Below are 21,354 nucleotides of genomic sequence, written 5' to 3'. Positions count from 1 at the left end.
CGATGTTTTGCTCACCGTGATCTCGATGTTCCGTAAGCGGGGCGCCGAGCCCACGTTGCGCCGGGCTGCCTGGTGAGGCAAGGCGCCGGACGGCTCAGGCGGCCGCCTCGAGCCCCGGGATGGTCGGGTAGGCCCAGGGCAGGAGCTCGTCGAGCCGGCTCTGGGGGTGGCCACCCACGATGCGGCTGATCACGTCGCAGAGGTAGGCTTGTGGGTCCACGCCATTCAGCTTGCAGGTTTCTACCAGCGAGGCGATCACCGCCCAGGTCTGGCCGCCCCGATCGGAACCGGCGAAGAGGGCGTTCTTGCGGGTGAGGGCGAGGGGCCGGATCGAGCGCTCCACCGTGTTGGAGTCCATCTCTACCCGGCCGTCGTCCACGTAGAGCGTCAGCCCGTCCCAGCGCGAGGTCGCGTAGCGGATCGCCACGGCGAGCGTGCTCTTCTGGCTGAGGAGGGCCAGCTTTTCGCGCAGGAACAGGTCGAGCGCCGTCAGCAGCGGCCGGCTGCGCTCCCCGCGCGCCTGGCGGCGGGCCTCGGCCGGCAGCCCGGCGATCTCGTCCTCGATCCGGTACAGCGCCGCGATGCGCTCGAGCACCTCGGCGGCGATCGGCGACGCGCCCTTGGCGGCGAGGTCGATGAACCCGCGCCGCACATGGGCCCAACAGAAGGCGAGCTTCACCCGGTCGCCCTTCGTCAGGGCGCGGTAGCCCTCATACCCGTCCACCTGCAGCACGCCGGCGAAGCCGGCGAGATGTGCCATGGGCCGCTCGGCCTTGCGGTCGGGGGCGTAGACGTAGGCCACCGCCGGCGGATCGGCGCCGCCCCAGGGGCGATCGTCGCGCGCATAGGCCCACAGCTGCCCGGTCTTCGTGCGCCCACGGCCGGGGTCGAGCACCGGCGCGGTCGTCTCGTCGGCGAAGAGCTTCGTCGACGCCCGAAGGTGGTCGAGCAGCCGCCCGTGCACGGGTTCGAGCAGCAGCGCCGCGCGCCCCACCCAGTCGGCCAGGGTGGAGCGGTCCAGGAGGACACCCTGGCGGGCGAAGATCTGCGCCTGCCGGTACAGCGGCAGGTGGTCCGCGTATTTCGACGCGAGCACCTGCGCCACGGTGGCGTCGGTGGGCAGCCCGCCCTCGATCAGCCGCGCCGGTGCGGGCGCCTGGACCACGCCGTCCGTGCAGGCCCGGCAGGCGTATTTCGGCCGGCGCACCACCAGCACGCGGAACTGCGCCGGCACCACGTCGAGCCGCTCGGACACGTCCTCGCCGATGCGATGCAGCGGGGCCGAGCAGCACGGGCAGCTGTCGTCGGCGATGTCCACCACGGTGTCGATCCGCGGCAGGTGGGCCGGCAGCGAGCCCCGGTTGGCCCGGCGCTTGGCGACGCGGGCGGCGCGCACGGTCGGAGCCGCCGCCTCGGCGCTGGCCTCGTCGGCCGCCTCGGCCTGCTCGGCCTCCTCCAGCCCGAGTTGGAGCTGATCGAACGGCAGGCTCTCCGCCCGGCGGCCGAAGCGGTGGCGCTGGAGTTCGCGGATGATCTTGCGCAGCCGCTCGTTCTCGGCCCGCTCGGCCGCCAGCATGGCCTGCAGGGCGGCGGGGTCGTCGGAGGGGGCGGGCTCGCTCGGGATCACAGAGGGATCAGATCACACCCGAGCCCCGCGCGCGACGCCTTCGCCTGTTCTCGCCTAACCGGCCAGCCGCGGCACGGCCACCTCACGCGGCACGTGCACGCGCCGCCAGTCGAGCCCGTCGACGAGCGCCGCCATCTCGGCGGCGGTCAGCCGGACGGCACCATCGCCCGGCTTCGGCCAGCGGAACGCGCCCGCCTCCAGCCTTTTCGCCACCAGCACCACGCCAGTGCCGTCGAAGAACAGGAGCTTGAGCCGGTCCGCCCGTTTCGAGCGGAAGGCGAACACCGTGCCGCAGAACGGGTCGGCGCCCAGCTGTTCGCGCACCAGCATGGCGAGGCCGTCCATGCCCTTGCGGAAGTCCACCGGCCGGGTGGCCAGCATGACGCGTACCGCGCCCGCGGGACCGATCACGTGCCGGCCCTGAGCGCGCCGATCACCGCCGCGATCGCGCCGGCGTCGGCATCCCGGCCCACCCGCACCACGACGCCGGCGATCTCCAGCTCGATGCTCGCCTCCTCGATCCGCTTCCGGCGCCTGCGCGGCTTCGGGCCAGTCGGCGCCTCATCACGGGGCGGCGCCTCGGGCTCGGAGGCCACGATGACGGGCACGAACAGCGGTCGCTCGGCGGGCAGAGACGACGATGGCCCGAGGCGAGCCAGTCGGCGCCAGCCGAACAGCTGCTGGGACGTCAGGCCGTGACGGCGCGCGACCCCGCAGACCGAGGTCCCGTCCGCGTAGCTTTCGTCGACGATCGCCGCCTTTTCGGCCGCGGTGAAACGGCGTCGGCGCCCTCCGCCGGTGAACACGTCGAAGCGCTGCGGCCCCTCCGACACGTGCATATGCTCAGGTATAGACATGGATCGAAGCCTCCTGCGGCCTCGATCATCCATCACCCGGTCAGGCTCCAGAAGGTGGGGCCGGGGCGACGCTTACGATGTTCCGGGTGGCTCCCGGCGCGGTCATGTCGATCGACGCCGCCTTGGCCTTCGTGGTGCTCTTGCTCATCGCCCCGCCGCTCCCTCTGTCTCGACCATCGCCGCCCCAACCTCGCGCTGAAGCACCTCCAGCAGCGCCGCGAGCTCGGCGTCGTCGAGCCGCATCATGCCGGGGTGCGTCCCCTTCGCTCGCCGGGCCGCCTCGCGCTCCAGCAGTGCCAGCGTCGAGCGGAGCGGGTGCGGCGCGTCTTGGTGCTTGTCCGTCATCGTCCCGCCTCCCGCGTCAGTCCCGCAACCGCGATCAGGCATGCCTCGGCGCGACTATCGTCCTTCTTGCGGGCGAACCTGTCCGCCATGGCGGGCCACCGCGCGATGACTTTCGACCTCGCCTCGTCCTTCCGGTCCGTGCCGGGCCCGATGTCGACGCGTCGCTTCCACCACGCCGGCGCCAACATGACGATGGGGACGCCGAGCGCGCCGAGCGTCCCCGCCCGGATCGCGTCACAGAACCGCCCCACTGAGCAAACGACACTGAGGACAAGCTGCGCGCGCGCGTCGAGACGATGCTCAGCCTGTCGCTGGTAGAGCCGCAGAGCGCAAACCCGGCCTAGCCTGGCAGGGCTCACCACCCCCGCCGCGCCCACACCGCCACCATCCGAGGAACCAAGCCGCGACCATTGGCGGTCAGGGCGCCAGGGGTGCGACCCCTCGCCCATTCGGGTGATGCAGTTGACCGCTCAATGTGGTGGAATGCGATCGCCGGGCGCATCGCCCGCCCCGCGGCCCGCACTATCACCCTAACCCGACGTGGGCCGCGGGTCTTTTCGCGAGGCGCTCCATGCCGGTCCGCCGCATCGCCCTGCCCAGCCCCGAGCGCCAAGCTGCGGTTCTCTCCGAAGCCCTGCGCCGGATCGATGCCGCCATCTCCGGTGAGGTCGACCTCGACGCGCTCCGGCAGGCCCTTGAGACCGAGATGGCCAAGGGCCCGTGCCTCCTGGTGAAGCTGATGAAGGTGGGCCGGCGCCGCGCGATCGACCGCATCGGCCGTGCGGCACGGAAGGGAACGGATCGCCCCGACGGCCAGCGCGGAACGCCGGCACGCCCTGCCCGTTGTCGCCCGATGAAATGCGAGACGACGACGATGGCGACAGGCACCGTGAAATGGTTCGACCCGGTCAAAGGCTTTGGCTTCATCCAGCCCGACGCCGGCGGTTCGGACGCCTTCGTGCACATCTCCGCTGTGCAGCGCGCCGGCCTGACCGATCTCGCGGACGGCTCCAAGGTTTCCTACGAGCTCGTGGCCGACAAGCGGTCGGGGAAGATGTCCGCGGACCAGATCAAGGTGCAGTGAGGCAGCGGCCACCCCGACATCTGCATGACACCGCTTTAACCAACGGTTAACCATGCTGATCTTTTCTGTCGTCGCAAGCACCGTTGAACGGTGGCGACGGGGAGAGGCATGGACCACAGCAAGGAACAGGTGCGGTTCCACCTCACCATGCGTCCGTCGGACGACGGCCGAGCCGTGGTGCTGCTCCGGCTCTATCGTGGCGGCCACTTGGCCTCCGAGACGGTAATCTCCACTATTAAAGAGACCAAGGCGCGCATGATCCTGCTCATGTCGCGCATGCAGCTGTTCCGCCTCGGCTATGAGGAGCACGTCCCCGTGATGCCTCGAACCGCGGACTTCCAGTTCAAGGCGGCCTGACCCTTTCAGGGTCAGCGCCGGTCTCTTCGGCCGAGCGACGGATCGCTCCTCTTGCTTGATCTGAGCGTCACGCATCGCCGGTGCCCCCCCGTCAGTGACGAACAGGCGGCCGACCTCGGCCTCCAGCGCCGCGACCTCGCGCTTCAGCTTGGCAAGCCGCCGCAGCACCGCGGCGACGCGCCCCTCCAGCCCCGTCGAGGCTCAGCCGTCTTCCCGGTCTCGCCACGCCGCGTAGCGCCGTCGCAGCTCGTCCAGCGCCGCCGCGGACCAGGACTCGGCCCGGCCGTACCACGCCTCCCGCACGCGCCAGTCGTCCGCCGCGTAGCCGAGGTGCCTCGCCGCCTGACGGACCTGTGCCGCCACGGTCTTGCCCGCCACGTCGCCCGCGGCCCGACGCACGATGTGGGAGGGGGAAAAAGGTCCGGCTGCTGCCGGTCAGGAGATCAGGATGGCGCGGACTGCCGGAAGCGGCCTGCCCCGACGGTGGCGCGAGCGAGGACGAAGGGGCGGCCGGCGCCGAGCGACCAGAACGTGGCTGGCGGGGGAGCCGGAGCAGAGCGGCAGCAAAGCCGGACACGATGGTTCAGCGCAGGATCTCAGCGATGTGCATGGCGAAGACCTTGGGAAGATGTCGGGAGTGGACGTCGGCCCAGGCTACGCAGGCCGTCACAGGTGAGGGGGCGCGCGTCGTCGTTCATGCGGGAGCGCGTGTCGGCGGCAGCTAAACGGGAGATGAAGCGGCGGTTCAGCCGCGGATCAGGAGCGGACCCGCACAGGGATCGGCAGGACGGACCGGGAGAACCGACCATGCCTGCGCTGACCGAAGCCCGTTACGAGGCCATTCGATGCGCGAGGGCGGCCGCCCGCGCCGTTCTGGCGAAGCACCCGCGCGTGACGCTCGGCGGCGTCTGGGGACGCGGCATCGAGGCGGTCTCAATCGACCTGCGGCCCGAGGGCGACCGGCAGCGCCTTCGCCACAAGGGCGGGAAACTCGGCGGTGGTCAGGATGTGGCGGGGGTCGGTGGCTCGAAGTAGGCGTCGAGCGGGCGCGGATGTGCTATCGGTGGCGGCAGCCATCGTGATCTCCGTGGGATCGTGGTGGTCAGGGCCGAGGCAAGGGTTCCAGCCTTGCTTCGGCCCGAGGTTTATGCCAGCATAAACGTATGTCGTCAAGCGGTGCTAGCAAAAACCTTGGGGGTCGCCCGGCGACTGGCAAAGGCCAGCAGGTTGTCGTGCGGATGCATGATCCTCTGCTCGCGGCATTGGACGCTTTCGCAGGCGATCATGAAGGCGAGATCGGCCGTCCTGAGGCCGTCCGCCGTGCTCTCACCGACCACCTCCGCGCTAAGGGCTACCTGTCCAGCGGGAGCCCAGAGGAGATACCGGCCGCATCGCAGAGCGCGGCAGCAACAGACCGCTACGCCGACGCCGACCCGAACGAGGCCGTGATTGTGACGGGCGTCGGCCCGATGATCCTGCACAGGGCGGTTCGCAAGCGCGTCGACTGGCGCGAGCACCACGGCCTCGGCTTGGTCAATGTCTTCCGCGGCGCCGACAAGCAGCCGAGCGTGTTCGACATGGTCGACCTGGGCCGTCTCGCCGACATGGAGCGGTTCCGGTGACAACCGACGTGACCGCTCACCATCGACCCTTCCTGGACGTCACGGAAGCGGAGACGGCGGTCGACCTCGGCATGCTGAAAGACGTCCTGACCGAAGCCGCCCTCAACGCCGAAAAGCTCGGGCTTCACGCCGTCAAAGAACACCTCGCCGCGGCCCTGGCCCATGTCGCTGAGCAGGCCGATGGCGATGCCGAAGCGTGACTGAGGATCTCGCGATGACTGAAGGCGCCTGCCCGATCCCCACCCCCGAGCAGGCGCGCTTCGGCGCGGCGCTGGCGGCGATTGAGCGGGCCATGCTGGACAAAGTTGCGGCGGTCATCGCCGAGGCGCACGAGACGGCCGAGCGGCTGCAGCCCGTCCAGGACGGTCATCCATCGGCGCCTCTCGGCTACTTCCAAGCGGTCGCGCATCATCGGCTGTTCGCGACGCTGTGCGGTGCGGACAGGGAGACGGGCAAGAACGGTGACCCGGCCATAGCGGCCGCGGTGCTCCGAAACTTCCAGGGGCTCGCGAGGAGCTGGGAAGCCGTGCGGCCGGCGCCGGCGTTCATCCCGGAGAACGGCGGAGCCGGCGTCCGCTTGCGGAAGGCCGAGCCATGATCCTCTCAGGGCGCCAGTTCCGAGAGGGGCGCATCCTCGCCGGCATGGAACAGGCCGACCTCGCCAGGGAGGCCGGCGTCGCGCTGGCCCTCGTCGCCAGGGTCGAAGCGGTCGATGGAATGGCGATGATGCGGAAGCCTGACGCCTTGGCGGTCCGCTCCGTTCTCGAAGCCGCCGGCGTCGAGTTCATCCCGGAGGGCAGCGGCGGGGCGGGGGTGCGGCTGCATCATATGACGGCTTTCGAAACAGCCTTGGCGTCGCTGACCGCTTTGCACGGTTCCGCGGATCCGCTCGACCGTGTCGACGTGATCGCCGTTGGATTCTCGGACGAGGATCGGAACGCGCTGTCCTTGGCCTTCGGCGATCGCGTTTGGAGGGTCCCGAACCTGCCCTCGGATGCTCGTGGCGCAGAGATCCAGGATCGACTTGTGTTCCCGGAGCGGTTCGGCTCGTGAGCGCCAGCGTCGTCCTGTCGAAACGCGCCGGGGCAGGCCTCGTCGCGCTGGCGACCGCGCTGGCCGTGGCGCTCTACCTGTGGCGCAGCGGCCAATCGGCCGTGCATCCGCAACTGGTGGCTGAAGATGGGCGCGTCTTCTTCGTCGGTGCCAAGCTGGGCGGCCGGGGCTCTCTCGTCACGCCCTATGCGGGCTACCTCCATGTCCTGCCCCGGCTCGCCGCGCTGGCGACCTCGGCCTTCCCATCACCCCAGGCGCCCGGTCTCTACCTCCTGTTCGCCACGGTCGTCGTAGCCTGGGCGGCCGCCACGGTGGCGTCGACGGGGCAGCGCCACGCCTGGGTGCTGGCGCCCCTCATGCTGCTGCCGCCCACCGACGGCGAGGTCTTCGGCACGCTGACCAACGTCCAATGGCTGACCGGGCCGGCGCTCGCCCTGGTTCTGGCCACGCCCGCGCCGGCGGGGCGGCTGGCCCGCGTCAACCAACTGGCCTTCGTCGCGGCGGCGAGCCTCACGGGCCCGTTCTCGATCTTCGCCGCGCCTTTGGCGCTGTGGCGCCTGTGGGACCGCAGGCGGGATGGCTTCGCCGTCCTACTATGCGTTCTGGCCCTGGCAGGGGCATCCGTGCAACTCACCCTGGTGCTCTTCGAGCCTAAGCCCGCCACAGCGCCGGATGCTTTGGCGCCGCTGCACTTCGCCGCCACGCTGCTCGACCGTTGGATTGGCCAAGCGGCCCACGTAGGGCGCACCTTGCGGTCCGCCCACGTGCGGGATGACGTGGCGCTGGTTGCGGCCGCCGTTGTCGCGGCCTTCTCCGTCCCGCGGCTCGCTGCTCGGCTCTACCTCTTCGCGGGCCTCGGCCTGCTCGCAACCTTTCTGCGCTTCATCGGCGATAACGCATACTTCGACAACATCTACGCGGCAGAGCGCTACTTCTACATTCCTCGCCTCGTCGTGCTGTGGACGCTAACGCTGTGCCTCCTGCGGCTTCGCCCGTCCTCGCTGGCCGGGGTGGTCGGCATGGCGCTGATGCTCGCCGCCGTCGACCCCTGGACCAAGGAGCCCTATCCGCGCATCCCTTGGGCCGACGCGGCGCGGGCGATCGACCGCGGCGAGGCGGTCCGGATCGTCATCAACCCGTCGCCGGCCGACGAGAAGGCACCGGACGCATGGGCAGTGACTCTGGCTGCCCGCCCGTCAAAACCAGCCGCCGACAGGCCGCGCTGACAGGCCATGGCGACAGAGGACGCGCGATGACCAAGCTGTCGAAGACGAGTGATGCAGTGAGGTGGGGCAGAGCAGGTTGCAAACCCGGTGAGGAAGCCGACCTTCCTGTGAACGCCGGTGCCGAGTCCATTCTCGAGAATGGTGGCGGCGCCGGGGTGCGGTTGCGGAAGGTCGAGAGCTGATGGCGCGCGTACCCCGAGCCCCGAAGAAGGCCGCCGGTGATCAGCCGCCGCCCGCCCCCGAGCGCCTCAAGCGCGTCAAGCGCAATCCGGAATTCGACATCTCTCTCGGCGCCCGAATTCGCGCCGCTCGCCTAGCTGCCCACATGAGCCAAGGTGCACTTGGCCAAGCGGTCGGCATCAGCTTCCAGCAGGTGCAGAAGTACGAGCTCGGCAGGGACCGTGTCGCTGTGAGCACCCTGCATGCCATAGCCGTGGCCCTCGGCGTTCACGCCGGATCGTTCTTCGACGAGGACATGCCAGCGGCGACCGGCCCTATTCCTGACGTGAAAGCCGTCATCAAGCTTGGACAGCGCATCCAGCGCGTGCGCGACCCCGTCGTTGCGAAACGCCTGCTCGCGCTCGCCGACATGCTTGCGGGGTCGGAAGACGAGCAGTCCACCGTCACCGGCGACGGGGCGCCCTGACGATGCGTCGCCCCCACGTCTTCGAGCGCTCGGCACCTCGCGCCCGGCGCGACGTCGAGCAGGAGGCCGGCGCCGACTACATCCCGGCGGCGCGAGCCGCGATCGTGGCCCTGCCGGCGCTGTTGCGGGAGGCCGAGGCGGCCGGTGCCGTGACGTTGGCTCGCCACCTCGGGCATGCGCTCACCGAGGCCGAGGGGATCGTGAGGCGGGCGCCGTGTCCCTCTTCCCCAAGCTGACGACCCTCCATTTCCTCACCGGTCGTAGCTGCGACAGCCTAGATTTTGCTTCAACTCCTGAGCGCGTCATGCATCTTATGGCTGATCGCAACCGAGGAGCTGAAGCGTGGGTCGTCGCACTGAGTTTCAGCCGCGAGATGCGAGTAAGAGCGGTCGCGACATCGAGTTCGAGGTGATGATCGGCGCTCGCATTCGTGAGGCGCGCGTCGCTGCTCAGATAACACAGAGGGCGCTCAGCGACGCTGTCGGCATCGCGTATCAGAAGCTGCAGAAGTACGAGCTTGGCAAAGATCGGATGGCAGTGAGTACCCTGAACCGGATCGCCAGAGCGCTGAAAATCCATCCTGGATCGTTCTTCGATACGCATATGGCGACGTCGACCGGCTCTACCGGAAAAGGGGCTCGGAGATCGGCAGAGTTGTTTCAGCAGGTCCGTGATCCCCGTGTCGCCAAGACGCTTCTGGCGCTGGTCCGAGAACTCGGAAAAGGGGACGGTGCGGAGCAGCCTGTCACCGAGATTGTGCCCCCACCAGCACCGGCTTCACGGGTAGAACGCCAGCGCGTCTCCCTTGAACCGACACGCGCCGTGGTCGATCCCTTGCTGGCGCTGCTCCAGCAAGCCGGAACACACGATGCAGGTGCCTTGGCACAGCTGCTCGGGCGTGCGTTGGCTGAAGCTGGAGAGATCATGAAAAGCTCAACGAAGGCGTGACCCCCTCCCCCGAACTCGCCATCCTCCATCACCTCGCCGCCCGCACCACCGCCAGCGCGGCTGAGATCGGCACGGCCTGCGCCATGTCGCCCGGCGAGGTCCGCGGCCGCCTCATCATGCTGGAAAGCCAGCGCCTCATCGCCGGCCGCAGCGGCAAGGCCGCTGGCGAGAGGTCGCCCCGCCGCGTCTACGTCATCACGGGTGAGGGGCGCAGGAGGGCCGGCATCAGCGACGCGAGGGCAGCGACGGCGTGACCGACGCGCATCGATGTATTCTGAAGTAACGATCTCTGGATTATTCCTGCTCTGGCGAACAAAATTATCATGTGATGGTTGATGCGTGCCTGTAACGTGCCGGGATAGCCGACGCTGGGCGCCGTGGAACCTTCATGCCTTCCAGCGAACAGCAGATGACCACAGAGCAGCTCGTCGCCTTGGTCGACGCGACACTCTGCAGCCCCCACCCCCTCGCGTTCCTCGACGCTGTCGTGACGGTGTTCAAGTGGATCGGACGTCACCAGGACGGCACCGCGACGGCGTGGATTGGTTGTCTTTACGCAGAGAGTGAAATCGAGCTGCTGCTGGGCCTTCGGGCGGCGTGGGAGCGTGGACAGCGCTTGTCGCCGGGCGAGGCGGCACGGAACGCGGCGCGGCGCCATCGCGTGCTGGACGATTCCTTCCCTCCTCAGTCCGGGGGGCGGGCATGACGTTGACCGGCCAACAGGTGCGCGACGCCTGCCAACTCCTTCGCTGGGGGCGCTACGACCTGCAGCGCCGAACTGCACTTCCACTACACGTGATTGATAGAGTGATGGCGGCCGAGACCGTGATCGAGGCGACCCTGGTGCGCGAGATCGTCCTCAACGATGGGTTCCACCGTGCCGGCGTCGAGTTTGCGCCGGAAGGCCCGCGCCTGCGAGAGAAGCTGGCCTGATGCGTCTCCCGACGATCGCCCTCGCGACTACGCCTTCCGCGTCGGAGCGAGGGAGCGCTGAAATCCGACCGGATCGGCCGCTTGGTTGGGGAGGTGCATCATGGTGACGGGCCGGCAGATCCGCGCGGCGCGCGAGTTGCTGGGCTGGGACCGCGCCGACCTGAGCCGCCAAGCCTTCCTGCCGCTCTCGGTGATCGAGGTCATTGAGTATCAGGAGAGCGCCTCCATGTTGCTCGACGGACAGATGCTCGCGCTCAGGCGGACGTGCGAGCGCGCCGGCATCGAGTTTGCTGCCGATGGACCAAGGCTGAAGGTGAACACGTGACCTCTGCCTGCGCCCTCTCGGCGACGACGGCGTGACCGCCCCGCCGACACTCACCGCCGCCCAGGTCCGGCAGGCTCGCGCCCTCCTCCGGTGGTCCTCGCCCAAGCTCACCAAAGCCTCCAAAATCAGCTTCGACATGGTCATCAAAGCCCAGGACGACGCAGACATGGCGACGCTGTCGCACTCCGACGTGTGGGCCATCCGCACGGCGCTGGAGCGGGCCGGCGTGCGCGTCGCGTTCGACGCCGAGGGGCGGCCGGGGGCGGAGGTGGCGACCAATCAGCAACGCTCGTAGTGCGCCAGCGCACTACTGCAGCACATCGCTATCGTGCTAGCTCCGTATTACACAATGCCGCTGCATCCGCACGGTACAACGAGGATAGCATCATGTCCCGCACCGTCGCCCCGAAGAAGCCCCGCACCGCCGGCGCGCTGGCGAAGCCGCTGACGCCCTCGCCCGAGCTGGCGGCCGTGGTCGGCGCCGAGCCGCTGGCCCGCACCGCCGTGGTGTCGAAGCTGTGGGACTACATCCGCAAGCACGACCTGCAGGACCCGGCCGACAAGCGCGGGATCATCGCGGACGCCACGCTGCGGCCGATCTTCGGTGCCGAGCGGATCACCATGTTCGAGCTCGCCAAGGTCATCGGCCCGCACCTCACCGCGGCGTAGAGTGCTACTCTGCTATCACGCTATGGCAGCATCGGCCCAGCGCGCTACGCCGTTGGCGGCCTGCCGTGCTTCGTCAGTAGGTCGTTGATCGCCTCCGTCATCACCTCTTGCAACGTGATCTCACGGTCCAGCGCCACGAGCTTGAGAGCCTTCCACGCTTCCGGTCGGGCCCGGACCAAGATCCCCTTGCGTCCGTCCGCGGCGCGCTCGCGCGGCGCAGCAGGGTCGGCCTGGATGGCGTCAGGCTGCGTCGGCGCGGGGTCGACCGCATCCGCCGGTTTCTTCGCCAGACGAGCCCCGAGGCCCGACAATGGGGTCCGCTTCGCGTTCACTTCCGACCCTTCCGCTTCGGCGCCGGAGCCGCGCCCGTGGCGCTGCGGACGGCTTCCCACAGCTTGCCCATCTCGGCCGCCGCCGGGCTCGACGGCTCGAACTCGTGCACGGCCTGCCCGCTTGCCAGCGCGTGAGCGAAGGCCGCCCGATGGGTGATCTGCCCGGCCCACGCCGTCGCGTCGAGCCCGGCGAGCGCTTGGCGCGCCTCCGACACCACGGCCGGCTCGCCGAGGATGCGCTTGGCCGGCGCGGCGTTGATGACCGGCAGCGCCGACTTGTTCAGCGCCTTGGCCATGTCGAGCGTCGCCGCCACCGCCGCGATGTCGAAGACGGCCGGGCGCAGCGGCACCACGATGAGGTCCGCGGCCCGCATGGCCTCAGCGATGGCGGCAGCGTTGTGGGGCGGCGTGTCGATGAACACCCACTCGATGCCCTCGGCCTTGGCCTCGTCGATGACGGTCGGGAGATCCTTGGCGGTGCATTTGACCAGGATCGGCGTCTCGGCCGCGCGCAGTTCGTGCCAGAAGGCGAGCGACGCCTGCGGATCGGTGTCGATCAGGAGCGCCGGCTTGCCGGGCGCGTCCGCGAACACGGACAGATGGGCCGACAGGGTCGACTTGCCCGAGCCTCCCTTCTGCGAACTGAACGCGACCACGCGCATATGGCTGTCCTCCTACGGCGACACGACTACATCACCGTAGGCTTGTGCTGCGCTGCCGCGCTGTGCCCATCGCACGGCATGCCACAATGGGGACAGCGAAATACGCTGATAGCAGCCTACGGACGTAGCGGTGCACGCCAGATCGGCAATACGACAATAGCGGATCGGACGCCGTTTGGTCCCGTCCGGCCCTCGCCCTGAACACGGCCTCCTGAACCGCGATGGCCCTCTCCCGCGCGTCCTTCCCCCCCGCTTCCCACCCGCCGGCTTCGCCGTCTCACCCCTCCCCGAACCGCCTCGCGACGTGCTCCGGCCTCCGCGCAGGCTGGTCCAAGATCTGTCGCGCCTCCCCGCTGGCGACGTCGATCGCGTTGTTGAGCGGCTTCCCAGCGACCGTCTTGCCGGTGACCTTGCGGAGGCTCAGCAGGGTTTCGAGCGCGGTCCTGGCCGCGGCGATGGCGTGGGCTGTCGGCATCGGCAGGTTGTAGTGCGGTGCAGGTTGTAGGCAAGGTGCGGCGCCAAGGGCGAGTTGCGTCGCCTGATCTGTGCGGTCAAGCGTCAGAGGCTGCCTGCTGAGCGAAGACCTCGATGGTCACGCGGACGTCGCAGAAGGCCTCACCGTGGTCGCCTCGGATGCGGCAGCCGTGCCGAGCAGGTCGGAAGACATGAGCTTCGGACAAAACGTCGAGCACGATGGCGACAGCCTGCTCTCTGGCGTCGCCCAGCGTCGCGAAGACCTCGCCATGTTCGTCCGATATGGACGATGATTCGTCGTACAAATCGAAGTAGAACCGCGGCATTGCAATCCTCCATCGTCGAAATGAGGATGGGGCATGCCGGCTGTGGTTCAAGCCGGAGTCGGGTACGATGGACTCAATTTCAGGCCTATGCGCGCCCTGTCCTTCGTCCTTTTGCTCCTGCTCCTCTCCGGCTGTGCGTCGCCGGGAGGGGTGCCCTGCAGGGTGATCGATGTGACAAATGCGGGGCGGGCGCCGTGAGGGTCAGTTGACCGTCCGCGTGCCTCGACTCGGCATGATGTGCCTGATGGCCTCAAGGCTCTCCGCCACATCGTATGCATCCTGGATGTCGAAGCCGACCTGAGGAACGCCGTCGAGCACGACGACAGTGTCCGTGCCGTCGTAGACCACGGCGTAAGTTTCATCTCCGACCTGCATGACGTCGTAGAATTCGGGGGCGGGCTTGTCGGGCATGGCGAAGTCTCCGGCAAAGGAAGCTACTCCTTCAACCGATGAGCGCAACAGCCCACGCCTTCAACACCCCTCCTGCTCCGCCACTACGAGGCACGTCAGGTCGGGCCGACCCCGCCTCGCGTCCTCGGCCCGGATCGCGGCGAGGACGGGCATCAGCGCCGCCGCCGAGCGTCCCACCAGGGCCGCGGCCTCGCCGTAGGTGATGACGCGCCGGGCCCGCGCCAGCCGCTCCAGATCATCGCAGATCGCGGCCTTGTCGCGGATGAAGCGTTCGGTCGGCATCAGCCCATGTTCGACCGCGGCGCCATCTCCGCGAACCGCCCCGGATGCCCGAGGTCGGCGGCGAGCTGCGCCAGTGCCTCGACGGCCCGCGCCACGGCGCCGTAGTGCGCCCCTCCGATCGTCAGCTCGGCCATCTCGGCGCACAGCGCGCGGTGGATCGGCGCGACCTGGTCGAGCAAGGTCAGGGGCGATGTGAGGGCCGGCAGACGCCCGGAGCGGCGGGCGGACATCAGAACGGCGCCCCGTCGAACGGCCGGTCGGCCACGAACTCTGACGCCAGCACCGTCGACAGGAACGGCCCATGCTCGCCGTACATCACGTTGAGCCGCGGCGGCGTCATGTCGTCGAATATCGCGACGACCCTGCCGGTCGCATCCTCCCATGGGTCGAGCCCCTCACGCATCGCCGACCCATCGCGCAGCCGCACTGCATCCCCGAGCTTGTAGAGCATGGCACCCTCCGCTTTGTTCCCTTTCTGTTCTAGGGCGGGCCGGGTGATTCGGGGAGTGAGGGCCGGCGCGGCTGCACTCCGGCGGCAGAACGGGCGGCTCGCCCTCGACGTCGCGCCAGTTTGACACAAGGGCCCGGTCCGGGCTCGATGGAGTGTCGCGGCGGGGCTGATTCCCGCCGCCAGGAGATCGCAGCCGCCGCAGCAGGCCACAAACGGAAAGAGCCCCCAGGTTGGCGCCTGGAGGCTCTTTGGAATCGATAGGTGCTCTCGCAACCCTAAGCAGTCGCGAGATCACCACAGCGGCCACTGAGTCGTCAACGCGGAAATTGGCGTTTCCGCGAACGACCCCGCTTTGCCCCGGTGCGGCCCATGGGACGGGTCGAGAATGTTCGCGGACGACATCAGGCGAGCCCTGCCGGGCACGCCACGGGAGCGGCTTGCCGAGCTGTCGGCGGCCGTGTGGAAGGGCTTCGCCTGCGGGGCGCTGACGGAGGGAGAGGCGCAGGGGCTCGCCGAGGAGATCGCGGCGCGCAAAGCGATGCCGGTCCGGCCGGTCAAGCCCAAGCGCTGCGTCGGCTCCCGGCCACGTTCGCCGGCCGCGATGGAGCGTCGCCGGCGCTGGACGTCGTCGGGGTGGCTCCCGCCGCAGCTCGCCGCGCGCTTCACCATGGGCGAGGCTGCGGCCCTGTCGGCCATCGCCGCCGAGGTGGCGCGCCGGGGCCTGTGCCGGCTGACCATCGGCCACATCGCGGCGCTGGCCGGGGTAGGGCGCACCACGGTGCAGAACGCCATCCGGCAGGCCGTGGCGCTCGGGATCCTGACGAGCGAGGAATGGAGGCTGACGGCGTGGCGATCGGCGCCCAACACGGTGCGCGTCACCTCGCCGGAGTTGCGCGCCTGGCTGAAGATGCGCGACCGCAGGCGGGCTGGGGACCACCCGCGGCAGGCGGAGAGCACCGCCCCGCGGGCCAGCGCCGCCAGCGGCTTAGGCGCGAAGCCGGCCCCGCAGGGCACCGCCCCAACTACCGGGAAGTTCCCGGTGGTTGATCGGGGGCGCTGGATAGGCGGGGCGAAGGGGACATGGACCGCGCGTGGTGCTCGCTGTGCAAGCCAGCGCCACGGTGTCGCGCGATGAGCGCGGCCGCGAGTTGTCCGGAAATTCCGGACAACTGCCCATCGTCGATCAGCTCCCGAGGGGGTGGGTTCAGAACCCCGGGCACCCTTCGGATTACAGATTCTTCTCTCCCGTCCAGCAATCGACAAGACGCACTGTCGGGGGACAACGGAACGCAGAGGGCGGTGGTGTGGTGGAAGTGATCAAGGCTCCGCGCCGCCCCTACGAAGCCCGCTGGCGGCGTTTTCGGCCCTTCGGCGCGGAGTGGCGGCGCAAGTGCGGGATGGCTACCCACGGCGCCCGCATAAGACACGGTTCACGCCGTCGCACTGTGCTTTATGTAGCTACAATCAGAGTTGACACTCCCTATGTTGTATCTACAATCTGTCCATGATGATCGTGTTCGACGAACCGAAGCGCCTATCCAACCTCCGCAAGCACGGGTTGGACATGGACGGCTTCGCTGACGGGTTCGACTTCCGTACGGCGCGCCAGTTCGAGGCCTACACCAGCCGCACCGGCCGGACGCGCTTCGCCCTCATCGGGTGGATGGGCGGCGAGCTCGTCGTGGTCGCGATCGTCTCCCCGCTCGGGTCGGAGGCGCTGTCCCTGGTCAGCCTCCGGCCCGCCAGCCTTACGGAAAGGACCCTCCATGGCTTCGCATGAACACGCCCCCGGCTTCGAGCCGGGCCACGGCTACACTCAAGAGGATTGGGACGACGTGAGCGACAATCCCGAGCTGACGGCCGAGGACTTCGCCAAGTCGCGCCCGCTCGCCGAGGCCATGCCGGAGCTGGTGGCCGCCATGGAGCGCCGCCGCGGCCCGCAGAGGGCGCCGACCAAGGATCTTGTTTCACTCCGCCTCGACAAGGACGTGCTCGCGACGCTGCGGGCCAGCGGCTCGGGCTGGCAGGGCCGGGCGAACGAGATGTTGCGGAAGGGGCTCGGGCTGGACGCATGAGTCGTCAACCCGCCATCAACCATCCCGCCCCATGGTGTCCCGGTCGGCCGCGCGATCCGCCGCGGCTGTCGGGTTGGGGGAGGCCGCGTCCGTACTGGCCTCCCCCGGGCGCCTCAAGTTCCAGGCCGAGCCACGAGGTCGATGGTGCAGCGCACGCCCGAGGCCGTCAGGGCGTAGCTGGTGCGGGCACCGAGAGTGTGCGGCAGTGCGTGCTCGATCAGCTCGCGGCCGTAGCCGCCGCCCGGCCTGTTCAAAGCAGGCCGTTCCGTAGCCTGTTCCAGGCCGGTCTCGACCCATTCGATCGCGAGACGGCATTCACCGGCCTCAGCCCGTTTTCGCCACGTCACGGCGAGGCGCCCACCTTCGTGCGACAGCGCACCATGCTTGCGCGCATTGGTGGCGAGTTCGTGCAGCGCGAGCGCGAGCGTCTGCACGGTGGACGGGCGCAGGTAGACCTCCGGTCCTTCGGTGGTGACGCGCGCCCCGGAGACAGTTGCCCCGACCGCGTCGAGTTCCAGGCGCAGCAGGTTGCCGATGGTGATCGGCTCGGCTTCGGCGCGCGACAGCAGACCCTGCACCCGCGACAGGGCCGACAAGCGGTCGGAGAAGGCGGCGCGGAAAGCGTCGGTTGGGCCAGTCTCCTCCATCATGTCGTTGGCGATGCCCTTCACCACGGCGATGAGGTTGCGGGTGCGATGCTGCAGCTCGGCGACCAAGACGTCCTGGCGGTCCTGAAGCTCATGCAGGTCGTGAACGTCGATGGCGGCGCCGAACCAGCGCGTGATGGCGCCGCTTTCGTCGCGCACGGGGACATGTCGGACGAGGTGCCATCGGTATCCGTCCCCGACATGATGGATGCGGTGCTGTCGCTCGATCGGCTCGCCCGTGGCGTAGGCATGCGCGAAGGCCGCCTGCGTGGCTTCCCTGTCGTCGGGGTGGACCGCGTCGAGCCAGCCGAAATCGTTGACGTCGGCGTCACCCAGCCCGGTCGATGCCTTCCATCGCTGATCTGCAGTGATGAGGTGCCCGGCGGGATCGGCCGACCACAGCATGGCGGGGACGAGCTGCAGCGTCAGCCTCTGCTGCTCCTCGCTTTCTCGCAACCGTTCCTCGGCGATTGTGCGGGCGGTGATGTCTGTGAAGAAGACCGCGATTCGACGATCCACCGATTTGCCGATGCGGAAGGCATAGACCTCGTAAATGCGACCGAAGGCAGCGGCACCGCCGACAATCCGCTCGGGCACGCCGGTCGCCGCCACCCGCCCATAGGCCGCGGGCCAGACCGGCTCGATCGGCGCGATCTCCGACATCAGCCGGCCGGCGGGGTCGAAGCCGCCCTGCCGCACGAACGCCGGATTGGTCTCGAGGAAGCGGTAGTCCACTCCGCGGTCGTTGTCGTTGAGGATCACTTCCAGAATGCAGAAGCCCTCGTTCATCTCAGTGATGAGCGAACGGCGTTCCTCCTCGCTCTCGCGCAGCGCCGTCTCGGCACGGGCACGCTCGACTGCCGTCCAGGTGCGTTCAGCAACATCGCCGGTTATCTCGATGTCGTCATCGGACCAATGCCTGGGCGTGGCTTGGTTGACGCCGAGCAGCGCCACCAGCCGCCCCTCTTTGATCAAAGGAACACCGAACCCGGCGCGCGTCGACACGGACGCGTAGGCTTCGCGCTCGGCGCGGCTGTAGCGCGTGTCGTCCTCGACGTCGTCGGTGCTGGCCGTCCGTCCGGCGCGCCATTCGCGGAGCGCGGAGGACGAGAAGGCCTGCAGCGAGTAGCGGCCGACCCGGCTTGGAACGCCGTCCGTGTAGTCGTGCAGGATGTCGGCGGTGTCGCCGTCGCTGCCGACGGCCACGTAGAAGACGCGCGTCGCCCCGAGGTGCTGGCCCAGCATCCGCGTGGCGATGCGCTGGACTTCGACCGGGTCGCCGACCGGCCGCAGCGCGTCGCTGAGCCGGAGCAGGAAGGCCTGCCGCTCCTCGCTGGCGCGCAGCCTCGCCTCGGCTTGCAGGCGCTCGCCGACGGCGAAGCCGGTCATGTGGGCTGCGATGACGCCGCCACCGACCTCGCGCACCGGCGTCAGATAAGCGTCGAAGACCTCGGCCGCGCCGCGTCGGCCCGGATCGAGCGGCTGCGCGGGGACGTGCAGGCTTTCCCCGCCGAACACGCGGTCGTAGAAGGGGGCGATGTCGGCGAACTCGTGCGCGAAGGCCTGCGCCAGCGGAAGGCCGAGCACGCCCGGATGGCTGCCGCCGTAGTGGCGGGCGGCCTCGTCGTTGTAGAGGAACACCCGCTCGGGCCCGACCGCCAGAGTGGCCAGCATCGGCGATGCCAGCATCATCTCGACAGCCGTGCGCAGCGGCAGCGGCCACGCCTCGCTCGGCCCCAGCGGCGTCGTCGACCAGTCGAACGCGCGGGTGTGCCCGGCCATCTCGCCATCGCCTGCTGGCCAACCGTGAAAGTGTGCGCCTGCCATCGCAGACAAGAGGCGCACGTCCACCTCGGGCTGTCGAGGGGACTGAGCGACCGGCAGCCCTACGCTTACCCATACGGCCCCTCGAACAGGTCCCCGCACGCCCGCCGAGCCTGCAGCGCCACGACTTGGCGCTTTCGGTGCTCCGGGACATCGTTCAGCGGGTAGCAGCGACGGCTTCGATCGGCGGAGAAGCGCTCAGATGTTCGGCAGCCCAGGCTGCACGACGATCGTCACCGGATGCGAATCAGCCTGCCCCGTATCACGATCGACGATGTCGAATGTTACCTCGTCCTGGCCGACGAACCCCGCTGCCGGCCTGTACGTCACCCGATGGGCGAGAGCCACTACGGGCGCGCACCGGTCGGAACCCCTCCCTGCCAGCCGGACATCGTCGACCATGATGGCGCCGTGCGCCGGACGTCGGATGACGCGGATGTCTGGTGCGGCGCCGACCGAGCAGTCGCTGCGGACCACGGCGTAAACCCCGATCGGCGCATCCTTGCCCGGCGTCGTGCTGATGAGGCGAGGAGAGGCGGCCCATCCCGATCCTGCGACCAGCATCACTGAGGCAGCAAGGGCGAGGCGCATCAGTTATTCTCCCATGGGCATATCCTGCATCGAGGCGGGGTTGCTGCTCATGGCCGGCAAGCTGGAGCAGCCTGTCCGAGTTACCGCGATTGGGGAACGTCCAAGCTTGCGTCGTGAAACGAGGCGGCAGGGCGGAAGAAACCGGAGCCCGAAAGAGGGCCGCTCCACCTTCCGGCGAGCGGCCCAAGTCTGGGGAGGAACGCCCAAAAAGGGCATGCGCCCGAAGGCGCACGGATTAAGGACAGTAATCCAACCCAAGTTCCGTACAAAAACTCACCGAGATTACATATTTATCAATAATGACCTATCATTGCATCGTTTGTTGGTAGCTTATGTTAGATGTCAGGAGAAAGGCGGAGCGCATCGCCGATCTGACAAAAGCGATTTTTCTGAAAAATGAACGAAGAATTAACTTGAGATGAGGGCTGGAGCGGGTTGAGCGTGCCACATGGACGCGTGTCCATCGTTGGGGCTCGACGACATGCCGCTCACCAGACCAACGCGACGTCATTTCACGGAAGCCGCTCGTGCGGCCGCGATCGAGGCGAGGCGGCGCAAGAGGGAGGCGGCCCTGCCCAGAGACACGCTGGAGGTATTCGTCGTTCGGCGCCCCACCGGTGGCCTGGAGTATGGTTGGGAGATCCGCCGTTTCGGGGCGCTGGTGTTCGACAAAAGCCTCAAGGACTACTCCACTGCAGATTCCGACGAAGCCGGCCGGGTATTCCGATTTCAAGCCGGCCAGCATTCCAACATGAAGCCGGCCACCGTTCCGATCTGAAGCCGGCCACGGCGATGGCGCCCCGCTGGTCGGGTTCGTAGATCGGTCGAGGAGTGTTTCGGGTCAAGCCAGCTGGTCGGCAGGGCGGTGCTTGCGCAGGCTGTCGCCGGACAACGCGATCCGGTAGGCGTTGTGGATCAGGCGGTCCAGCACGGCATCGGCCAGGGTCGGGATGGCGATCATCTCGTACCAGCGGTCGACCGGCACCTGGCTGGTGATCAGCACCGAGCCGGCGTCGTAGCGGTCCTCCACGATCTCCAGAAGGTCGCGCGCCTGCTCGGCGCTGAGGGGCTCAGGGCCCCAATCGTCGAGGATCAGCAGCCTGGCGCGGGCGAGCTGCTTGAGCAGTTTGGCATAGCGGCCGTCGCCGCGCGCCAGACCGAGCGCCGCGAACAGGCGCGGCACACGGTAGTACAGGACCGACAGGTCCTCCCGGCAGGCCTTCTGGCCGAGCGCGCAGGCGAGCCAGCTTTTGCCGACACCGCACGGCCCGGTGATCACCAGGTTGCGCCGGCTTCGGATCCAGTCGCAGCCGGACAGCTTGAGGAACAGGGCACGGTCGAGGCCGCGATGGGCGCGGTAGTCGACATCCTCGACGCTGGCCGGATGGCGCAGGTGGGCGGCGCGGGCGCGGGTTTCGAAGCGCTTCTGCTCGCGCAGGGTCTTCTCGTGCTCCAGGATGATGCCGAGCCACTCGGCGTGCGTCAGCGCCTGCGCTTCCGGGTTCCCGTCCAGGGTCTTGTAGCCCTGCGCCATGCCGTGCAGGCCGAGGCCGTGCAGAAGTTCGAGTGTGGGATGAGCAAGCATCG

At 68.7% G+C, this 21,354-nt stretch carries 37 protein-coding genes; 21 read left to right on the top strand and 16 right to left on the bottom strand.

Annotated features, from left to right (window positions below):
- Positions 1 to 94 precede the first annotated feature (94 nt).
- The 4 genes from tnpC to L7N97_RS29535 form a co-directional block, all read right to left on the bottom strand.
- On the bottom strand, positions 95 to 1,576 hold the full coding sequence (tnpC, locus tag L7N97_RS29550) for an IS66 family transposase (RefSeq protein ID WP_237483035.1): 1,482 nt from the start codon (positions 1,574 to 1,576) through the stop codon (positions 95 to 97).
- Between the two features lie 105 nt (positions 1,577 to 1,681).
- A complete protein-coding gene (gene tnpB, locus L7N97_RS29545; RefSeq protein ID WP_237480697.1) occupies positions 1,682 to 2,038 on the bottom strand; it encodes an IS66 family insertion sequence element accessory protein TnpB in 357 nt (118 codons plus the stop codon).
- Positions 2,035 to 2,484 carry an IS66-like element accessory protein TnpA gene (tnpA, locus tag L7N97_RS29540; RefSeq protein ID WP_237480698.1) on the bottom strand — a complete coding sequence of 150 codons (450 nt, stop codon included), beginning with the start codon at positions 2,482 to 2,484 and terminating at the stop codon, positions 2,035 to 2,037. The genes tnpB and tnpA overlap by 4 nt, the downstream gene beginning before the upstream one ends.
- A gap of 144 nt (positions 2,485 to 2,628) precedes the next feature.
- Positions 2,629 to 2,829 carry a hypothetical protein gene (locus L7N97_RS29535; protein ID WP_237483014.1) on the bottom strand — a complete coding sequence of 67 codons (201 nt, stop codon included), beginning with the start codon at positions 2,827 to 2,829 and terminating at the stop codon, positions 2,629 to 2,631.
- Positions 2,830 to 3,703: 874 nt separating this feature from the next.
- On the opposite strand from L7N97_RS29535, the gene L7N97_RS29530 reads away from it, so the two are divergent.
- The gene (locus L7N97_RS29530) at positions 3,704 to 3,913 is read left to right on the top strand and encodes a cold-shock protein (RefSeq protein ID WP_237483034.1); all 210 of its coding nucleotides are present in this window, start codon (positions 3,704 to 3,706) and stop codon (positions 3,911 to 3,913) included.
- A 108-nt stretch (positions 3,914 to 4,021) separates the two neighbouring features.
- Positions 4,022 to 4,270 (top strand): hypothetical protein, encoded by a 249-nt coding sequence (locus L7N97_RS29525; protein ID WP_237483013.1) that lies wholly within the window; start codon positions 4,022 to 4,024, stop codon positions 4,268 to 4,270.
- 201 nt (positions 4,271 to 4,471) lie between these two features.
- Here L7N97_RS29525 and L7N97_RS29520 read toward each other — a convergent pair whose 3' ends face one another.
- Positions 4,472 to 4,648 (bottom strand): hypothetical protein, encoded by a 177-nt coding sequence (locus tag L7N97_RS29520; RefSeq protein ID WP_237483011.1) that lies wholly within the window; start codon positions 4,646 to 4,648, stop codon positions 4,472 to 4,474.
- A gap of 429 nt (positions 4,649 to 5,077) precedes the next feature.
- Here L7N97_RS29520 and L7N97_RS29515 point away from each other — a divergent pair, with 429 nt between their 5' ends.
- The 15 genes from L7N97_RS29515 (at position 5,078) to L7N97_RS29445 (ending at position 11,692) form a co-directional block, all read left to right on the top strand.
- Positions 5,078 to 5,305, top strand: a complete 228-nt coding sequence (locus L7N97_RS29515) for a hypothetical protein (RefSeq protein WP_237483010.1) — start codon at positions 5,078 to 5,080, stop codon at positions 5,303 to 5,305.
- A 203-nt stretch (positions 5,306 to 5,508) separates the two neighbouring features.
- Positions 5,509 to 5,892 (top strand): hypothetical protein, encoded by a 384-nt coding sequence (locus tag L7N97_RS29510; protein WP_237483008.1) that lies wholly within the window; start codon positions 5,509 to 5,511, stop codon positions 5,890 to 5,892.
- On the top strand, positions 5,889 to 6,092 hold the full coding sequence (locus L7N97_RS29505) for a hypothetical protein (RefSeq protein WP_237483007.1): 204 nt from the start codon (positions 5,889 to 5,891) through the stop codon (positions 6,090 to 6,092). Before L7N97_RS29510 ends, L7N97_RS29505 begins: the two co-directional genes overlap by 4 nt.
- Positions 6,089 to 6,490, top strand: coding sequence for a hypothetical protein (locus L7N97_RS29500; RefSeq protein ID WP_237483006.1), 402 nt, complete (start codon positions 6,089 to 6,091; stop codon positions 6,488 to 6,490). The genes L7N97_RS29505 and L7N97_RS29500 overlap by 4 nt, the downstream gene beginning before the upstream one ends.
- A gap of 44 nt (positions 6,491 to 6,534) precedes the next feature.
- The gene (locus L7N97_RS29495) at positions 6,535 to 6,945 is read left to right on the top strand and encodes a hypothetical protein (protein ID WP_237483003.1); all 411 of its coding nucleotides are present in this window, start codon (positions 6,535 to 6,537) and stop codon (positions 6,943 to 6,945) included.
- Complete coding sequence (locus L7N97_RS29490; protein WP_237483000.1) at positions 6,942 to 8,171, top strand: hypothetical protein; 1,230 nt, start codon at positions 6,942 to 6,944, stop codon at positions 8,169 to 8,171. Before L7N97_RS29495 ends, L7N97_RS29490 begins: the two co-directional genes overlap by 4 nt.
- A 181-nt stretch (positions 8,172 to 8,352) precedes the next feature.
- Positions 8,353 to 8,817 (top strand): helix-turn-helix domain-containing protein, encoded by a 465-nt coding sequence (locus L7N97_RS29485; protein WP_237482998.1) that lies wholly within the window; start codon positions 8,353 to 8,355, stop codon positions 8,815 to 8,817.
- Positions 8,818 to 8,819: 2 nt separating this feature from the next.
- The gene (locus L7N97_RS29480; RefSeq protein WP_237482996.1) at positions 8,820 to 9,053 is read left to right on the top strand and encodes a hypothetical protein; all 234 of its coding nucleotides are present in this window, start codon (positions 8,820 to 8,822) and stop codon (positions 9,051 to 9,053) included.
- Positions 9,054 to 9,159: 106 nt separating this feature from the next.
- Positions 9,160 to 9,765, top strand: a complete 606-nt coding sequence (locus L7N97_RS29475; protein ID WP_237482995.1) for a helix-turn-helix domain-containing protein — start codon at positions 9,160 to 9,162, stop codon at positions 9,763 to 9,765.
- Entirely contained in the window at positions 9,762 to 10,019 is a 258-nt protein-coding gene (locus L7N97_RS29470; protein ID WP_237482993.1) for a helix-turn-helix domain-containing protein, read from the top strand. The genes L7N97_RS29475 and L7N97_RS29470 overlap by 4 nt, the downstream gene beginning before the upstream one ends.
- A gap of 134 nt (positions 10,020 to 10,153) precedes the next feature.
- Positions 10,154 to 10,471 carry a hypothetical protein gene (locus tag L7N97_RS29465; RefSeq protein ID WP_237482990.1) on the top strand — a complete coding sequence of 106 codons (318 nt, stop codon included), beginning with the start codon at positions 10,154 to 10,156 and terminating at the stop codon, positions 10,469 to 10,471.
- On the top strand, positions 10,468 to 10,698 hold the full coding sequence (locus L7N97_RS29460) for a hypothetical protein (protein WP_237482989.1): 231 nt from the start codon (positions 10,468 to 10,470) through the stop codon (positions 10,696 to 10,698). Before L7N97_RS29465 ends, L7N97_RS29460 begins: the two co-directional genes overlap by 4 nt.
- 100 nt (positions 10,699 to 10,798) lie before the next feature.
- Positions 10,799 to 11,023 (top strand): helix-turn-helix domain-containing protein, encoded by a 225-nt coding sequence (locus tag L7N97_RS29455; protein WP_237482986.1) that lies wholly within the window; start codon positions 10,799 to 10,801, stop codon positions 11,021 to 11,023.
- Positions 11,024 to 11,054: 31 nt separating this feature from the next.
- Positions 11,055 to 11,318: a hypothetical protein gene (locus L7N97_RS29450; protein WP_237482984.1), complete on the top strand. Its 264-nt coding sequence runs from the start codon at positions 11,055 to 11,057 to the stop codon at positions 11,316 to 11,318.
- A gap of 92 nt (positions 11,319 to 11,410) precedes the next feature.
- Entirely contained in the window at positions 11,411 to 11,692 is a 282-nt protein-coding gene (locus L7N97_RS29445) for an SWIB/MDM2 domain-containing protein (RefSeq protein ID WP_237482982.1), read from the top strand.
- Positions 11,693 to 11,736: 44 nt separating this feature from the next.
- Here the strand turns inward: L7N97_RS29445 and L7N97_RS29440 are convergent, their stop codons facing one another.
- From L7N97_RS29440 to L7N97_RS29405, 8 genes are all read right to left on the bottom strand, one after another.
- Positions 11,737 to 12,024: a ribbon-helix-helix domain-containing protein gene (locus L7N97_RS29440; RefSeq protein ID WP_237482980.1), complete on the bottom strand. Its 288-nt coding sequence runs from the start codon at positions 12,022 to 12,024 to the stop codon at positions 11,737 to 11,739.
- Positions 12,021 to 12,686, bottom strand: a complete 666-nt coding sequence (locus L7N97_RS29435; RefSeq protein ID WP_237482978.1) for a ParA family protein — start codon at positions 12,684 to 12,686, stop codon at positions 12,021 to 12,023. The genes L7N97_RS29440 and L7N97_RS29435 overlap by 4 nt, the downstream gene beginning before the upstream one ends.
- 277 nt (positions 12,687 to 12,963) lie before the next feature.
- Entirely contained in the window at positions 12,964 to 13,161 is a 198-nt protein-coding gene (locus L7N97_RS29430; protein ID WP_237482976.1) for a hypothetical protein, read from the bottom strand.
- 76 nt (positions 13,162 to 13,237) lie between these two features.
- Entirely contained in the window at positions 13,238 to 13,486 is a 249-nt protein-coding gene (locus L7N97_RS29425; RefSeq protein WP_237482974.1) for a DUF6894 family protein, read from the bottom strand.
- Positions 13,487 to 13,687: 201 nt separating this feature from the next.
- Positions 13,688 to 13,897 carry a hypothetical protein gene (locus L7N97_RS29420; protein WP_237482972.1) on the bottom strand — a complete coding sequence of 70 codons (210 nt, stop codon included), beginning with the start codon at positions 13,895 to 13,897 and terminating at the stop codon, positions 13,688 to 13,690.
- A gap of 60 nt (positions 13,898 to 13,957) precedes the next feature.
- On the bottom strand, positions 13,958 to 14,179 hold the full coding sequence (locus L7N97_RS29415; protein ID WP_237482970.1) for a hypothetical protein: 222 nt from the start codon (positions 14,177 to 14,179) through the stop codon (positions 13,958 to 13,960).
- The gene (locus L7N97_RS29410) at positions 14,179 to 14,409 is read right to left on the bottom strand and encodes a hypothetical protein (protein ID WP_237482968.1); all 231 of its coding nucleotides are present in this window, start codon (positions 14,407 to 14,409) and stop codon (positions 14,179 to 14,181) included. The genes L7N97_RS29415 and L7N97_RS29410 overlap by 1 nt, the downstream gene beginning before the upstream one ends.
- Complete coding sequence (locus tag L7N97_RS29405; RefSeq protein ID WP_237482966.1) at positions 14,409 to 14,630, bottom strand: hypothetical protein; 222 nt, start codon at positions 14,628 to 14,630, stop codon at positions 14,409 to 14,411. Before L7N97_RS29405 ends, L7N97_RS29410 begins: the two co-directional genes overlap by 1 nt.
- Positions 14,631 to 15,015: 385 nt before the next feature.
- Between L7N97_RS29405 and L7N97_RS29400 the strand changes: the two genes are divergently transcribed.
- The 3 genes from L7N97_RS29400 to L7N97_RS29390 all read left to right on the top strand — a co-directional run bounded on the left by L7N97_RS29400 (position 15,016) and on the right by L7N97_RS29390 (position 16,705).
- Positions 15,016 to 15,765, top strand: a complete 750-nt coding sequence (locus L7N97_RS29400; protein ID WP_237482965.1) for a hypothetical protein — start codon at positions 15,016 to 15,018, stop codon at positions 15,763 to 15,765.
- A 369-nt stretch (positions 15,766 to 16,134) separates the two neighbouring features.
- Positions 16,135 to 16,410 (top strand): BrnT family toxin, encoded by a 276-nt coding sequence (locus tag L7N97_RS29395; RefSeq protein ID WP_237482963.1) that lies wholly within the window; start codon positions 16,135 to 16,137, stop codon positions 16,408 to 16,410.
- Positions 16,397 to 16,705, top strand: a complete 309-nt coding sequence (locus L7N97_RS29390; protein WP_237482962.1) for a BrnA antitoxin family protein — start codon at positions 16,397 to 16,399, stop codon at positions 16,703 to 16,705. Before L7N97_RS29395 ends, L7N97_RS29390 begins: the two co-directional genes overlap by 14 nt.
- Before the next feature lie 113 nt (positions 16,706 to 16,818).
- On the opposite strand, the gene L7N97_RS29385 is transcribed toward L7N97_RS29390, so the two are convergent.
- Together L7N97_RS29385 and L7N97_RS29380 are read right to left on the bottom strand one after the other, a co-directional pair.
- Complete coding sequence (locus tag L7N97_RS29385; protein ID WP_237482960.1) at positions 16,819 to 19,134, bottom strand: HWE histidine kinase domain-containing protein; 2,316 nt, start codon at positions 19,132 to 19,134, stop codon at positions 16,819 to 16,821.
- 240 nt (positions 19,135 to 19,374) lie between these two features.
- Positions 19,375 to 19,767: a hypothetical protein gene (locus tag L7N97_RS29380; RefSeq protein ID WP_237482958.1), complete on the bottom strand. Its 393-nt coding sequence runs from the start codon at positions 19,765 to 19,767 to the stop codon at positions 19,375 to 19,377.
- 466 nt (positions 19,768 to 20,233) lie between these two features.
- Here L7N97_RS29380 and L7N97_RS29375 point away from each other — a divergent pair, with 466 nt between their 5' ends.
- A complete protein-coding gene (locus tag L7N97_RS29375) occupies positions 20,234 to 20,545 on the top strand; it encodes a hypothetical protein (RefSeq protein WP_237482956.1) in 312 nt (103 codons plus the stop codon).
- A gap of 63 nt (positions 20,546 to 20,608) precedes the next feature.
- Here L7N97_RS29375 and istB read toward each other — a convergent pair whose 3' ends face one another.
- The gene (istB, locus tag L7N97_RS29370; RefSeq protein ID WP_237478215.1) at positions 20,609 to 21,352 is read right to left on the bottom strand and encodes an IS21-like element helper ATPase IstB; all 744 of its coding nucleotides are present in this window, start codon (positions 21,350 to 21,352) and stop codon (positions 20,609 to 20,611) included.
- Between the last annotated feature and the right edge of the window lie 2 nt (positions 21,353 to 21,354).

It is taken from the genome of Lichenibacterium dinghuense (assembly GCF_021730615.1).
Taxonomy (GTDB): Bacteria; Pseudomonadota; Alphaproteobacteria; order Rhizobiales; family Beijerinckiaceae; genus Lichenihabitans; species Lichenihabitans dinghuensis.
Note: the sequence above shows the minus strand (reverse complement) of the source record. Positions and strands in the feature narration are given on the sequence as shown.

Coding starts and splice junctions, on each gene's coding strand:
- tnpC (WP_237483035.1), bottom strand. CDS start 1,576: ATGCTGGCGGCCGAGCGGGCCGAGAACGAGCGGCTGCGCAAGATCATC.
- tnpA (WP_237480698.1), bottom strand. CDS start 2,484: ATGTCTATACCTGAGCATATGCACGTGTCGGAGGGGCCGCAGCGCTTC.
- L7N97_RS29535 (WP_237483014.1), bottom strand. CDS start 2,829: ATGACGGACAAGCACCAAGACGCGCCGCACCCGCTCCGCTCGACGCTG.
- L7N97_RS29530 (WP_237483034.1), top strand. CDS start 3,704: ATGGCGACAGGCACCGTGAAATGGTTCGACCCGGTCAAAGGCTTTGGC.
- L7N97_RS29525 (WP_237483013.1), top strand. CDS start 4,022: ATGGACCACAGCAAGGAACAGGTGCGGTTCCACCTCACCATGCGTCCG.
- L7N97_RS29515 (WP_237483010.1), top strand. CDS start 5,078: ATGCCTGCGCTGACCGAAGCCCGTTACGAGGCCATTCGATGCGCGAGG.
- L7N97_RS29510 (WP_237483008.1), top strand. CDS start 5,509: ATGCATGATCCTCTGCTCGCGGCATTGGACGCTTTCGCAGGCGATCAT.
- L7N97_RS29495 (WP_237483003.1), top strand. CDS start 6,535: ATGGAACAGGCCGACCTCGCCAGGGAGGCCGGCGTCGCGCTGGCCCTC.
- L7N97_RS29485 (WP_237482998.1), top strand. CDS start 8,353: ATGGCGCGCGTACCCCGAGCCCCGAAGAAGGCCGCCGGTGATCAGCCG.
- L7N97_RS29480 (WP_237482996.1), top strand. CDS start 8,820: ATGCGTCGCCCCCACGTCTTCGAGCGCTCGGCACCTCGCGCCCGGCGC.
- L7N97_RS29465 (WP_237482990.1), top strand. CDS start 10,154: ATGCCTTCCAGCGAACAGCAGATGACCACAGAGCAGCTCGTCGCCTTG.
- L7N97_RS29460 (WP_237482989.1), top strand. CDS start 10,468: ATGACGTTGACCGGCCAACAGGTGCGCGACGCCTGCCAACTCCTTCGC.
- L7N97_RS29455 (WP_237482986.1), top strand. CDS start 10,799: ATGGTGACGGGCCGGCAGATCCGCGCGGCGCGCGAGTTGCTGGGCTGG.
- L7N97_RS29445 (WP_237482982.1), top strand. CDS start 11,411: ATGTCCCGCACCGTCGCCCCGAAGAAGCCCCGCACCGCCGGCGCGCTG.
- L7N97_RS29435 (WP_237482978.1), bottom strand. CDS start 12,686: ATGCGCGTGGTCGCGTTCAGTTCGCAGAAGGGAGGCTCGGGCAAGTCG.
- L7N97_RS29430 (WP_237482976.1), bottom strand. CDS start 13,161: ATGCCGACAGCCCACGCCATCGCCGCGGCCAGGACCGCGCTCGAAACC.
- L7N97_RS29425 (WP_237482974.1), bottom strand. CDS start 13,486: ATGCCGCGGTTCTACTTCGATTTGTACGACGAATCATCGTCCATATCG.
- L7N97_RS29420 (WP_237482972.1), bottom strand. CDS start 13,897: ATGCCCGACAAGCCCGCCCCCGAATTCTACGACGTCATGCAGGTCGGA.
- L7N97_RS29415 (WP_237482970.1), bottom strand. CDS start 14,179: ATGCCGACCGAACGCTTCATCCGCGACAAGGCCGCGATCTGCGATGAT.
- L7N97_RS29410 (WP_237482968.1), bottom strand. CDS start 14,409: ATGTCCGCCCGCCGCTCCGGGCGTCTGCCGGCCCTCACATCGCCCCTG.
- L7N97_RS29405 (WP_237482966.1), bottom strand. CDS start 14,630: ATGCTCTACAAGCTCGGGGATGCAGTGCGGCTGCGCGATGGGTCGGCG.
- L7N97_RS29400 (WP_237482965.1), top strand. CDS start 15,016: ATGTTCGCGGACGACATCAGGCGAGCCCTGCCGGGCACGCCACGGGAG.
- L7N97_RS29395 (WP_237482963.1), top strand. CDS start 16,135: ATGATGATCGTGTTCGACGAACCGAAGCGCCTATCCAACCTCCGCAAG.
- L7N97_RS29390 (WP_237482962.1), top strand. CDS start 16,397: ATGGCTTCGCATGAACACGCCCCCGGCTTCGAGCCGGGCCACGGCTAC.
- L7N97_RS29385 (WP_237482960.1), bottom strand. CDS start 19,134: ATGGCCGGGCACACCCGCGCGTTCGACTGGTCGACGACGCCGCTGGGG.
- L7N97_RS29380 (WP_237482958.1), bottom strand. CDS start 19,767: ATGCGCCTCGCCCTTGCTGCCTCAGTGATGCTGGTCGCAGGATCGGGA.
- istB (WP_237478215.1), bottom strand. CDS start 21,352: ATGCTTGCTCATCCCACACTCGAACTTCTGCACGGCCTCGGCCTGCAC.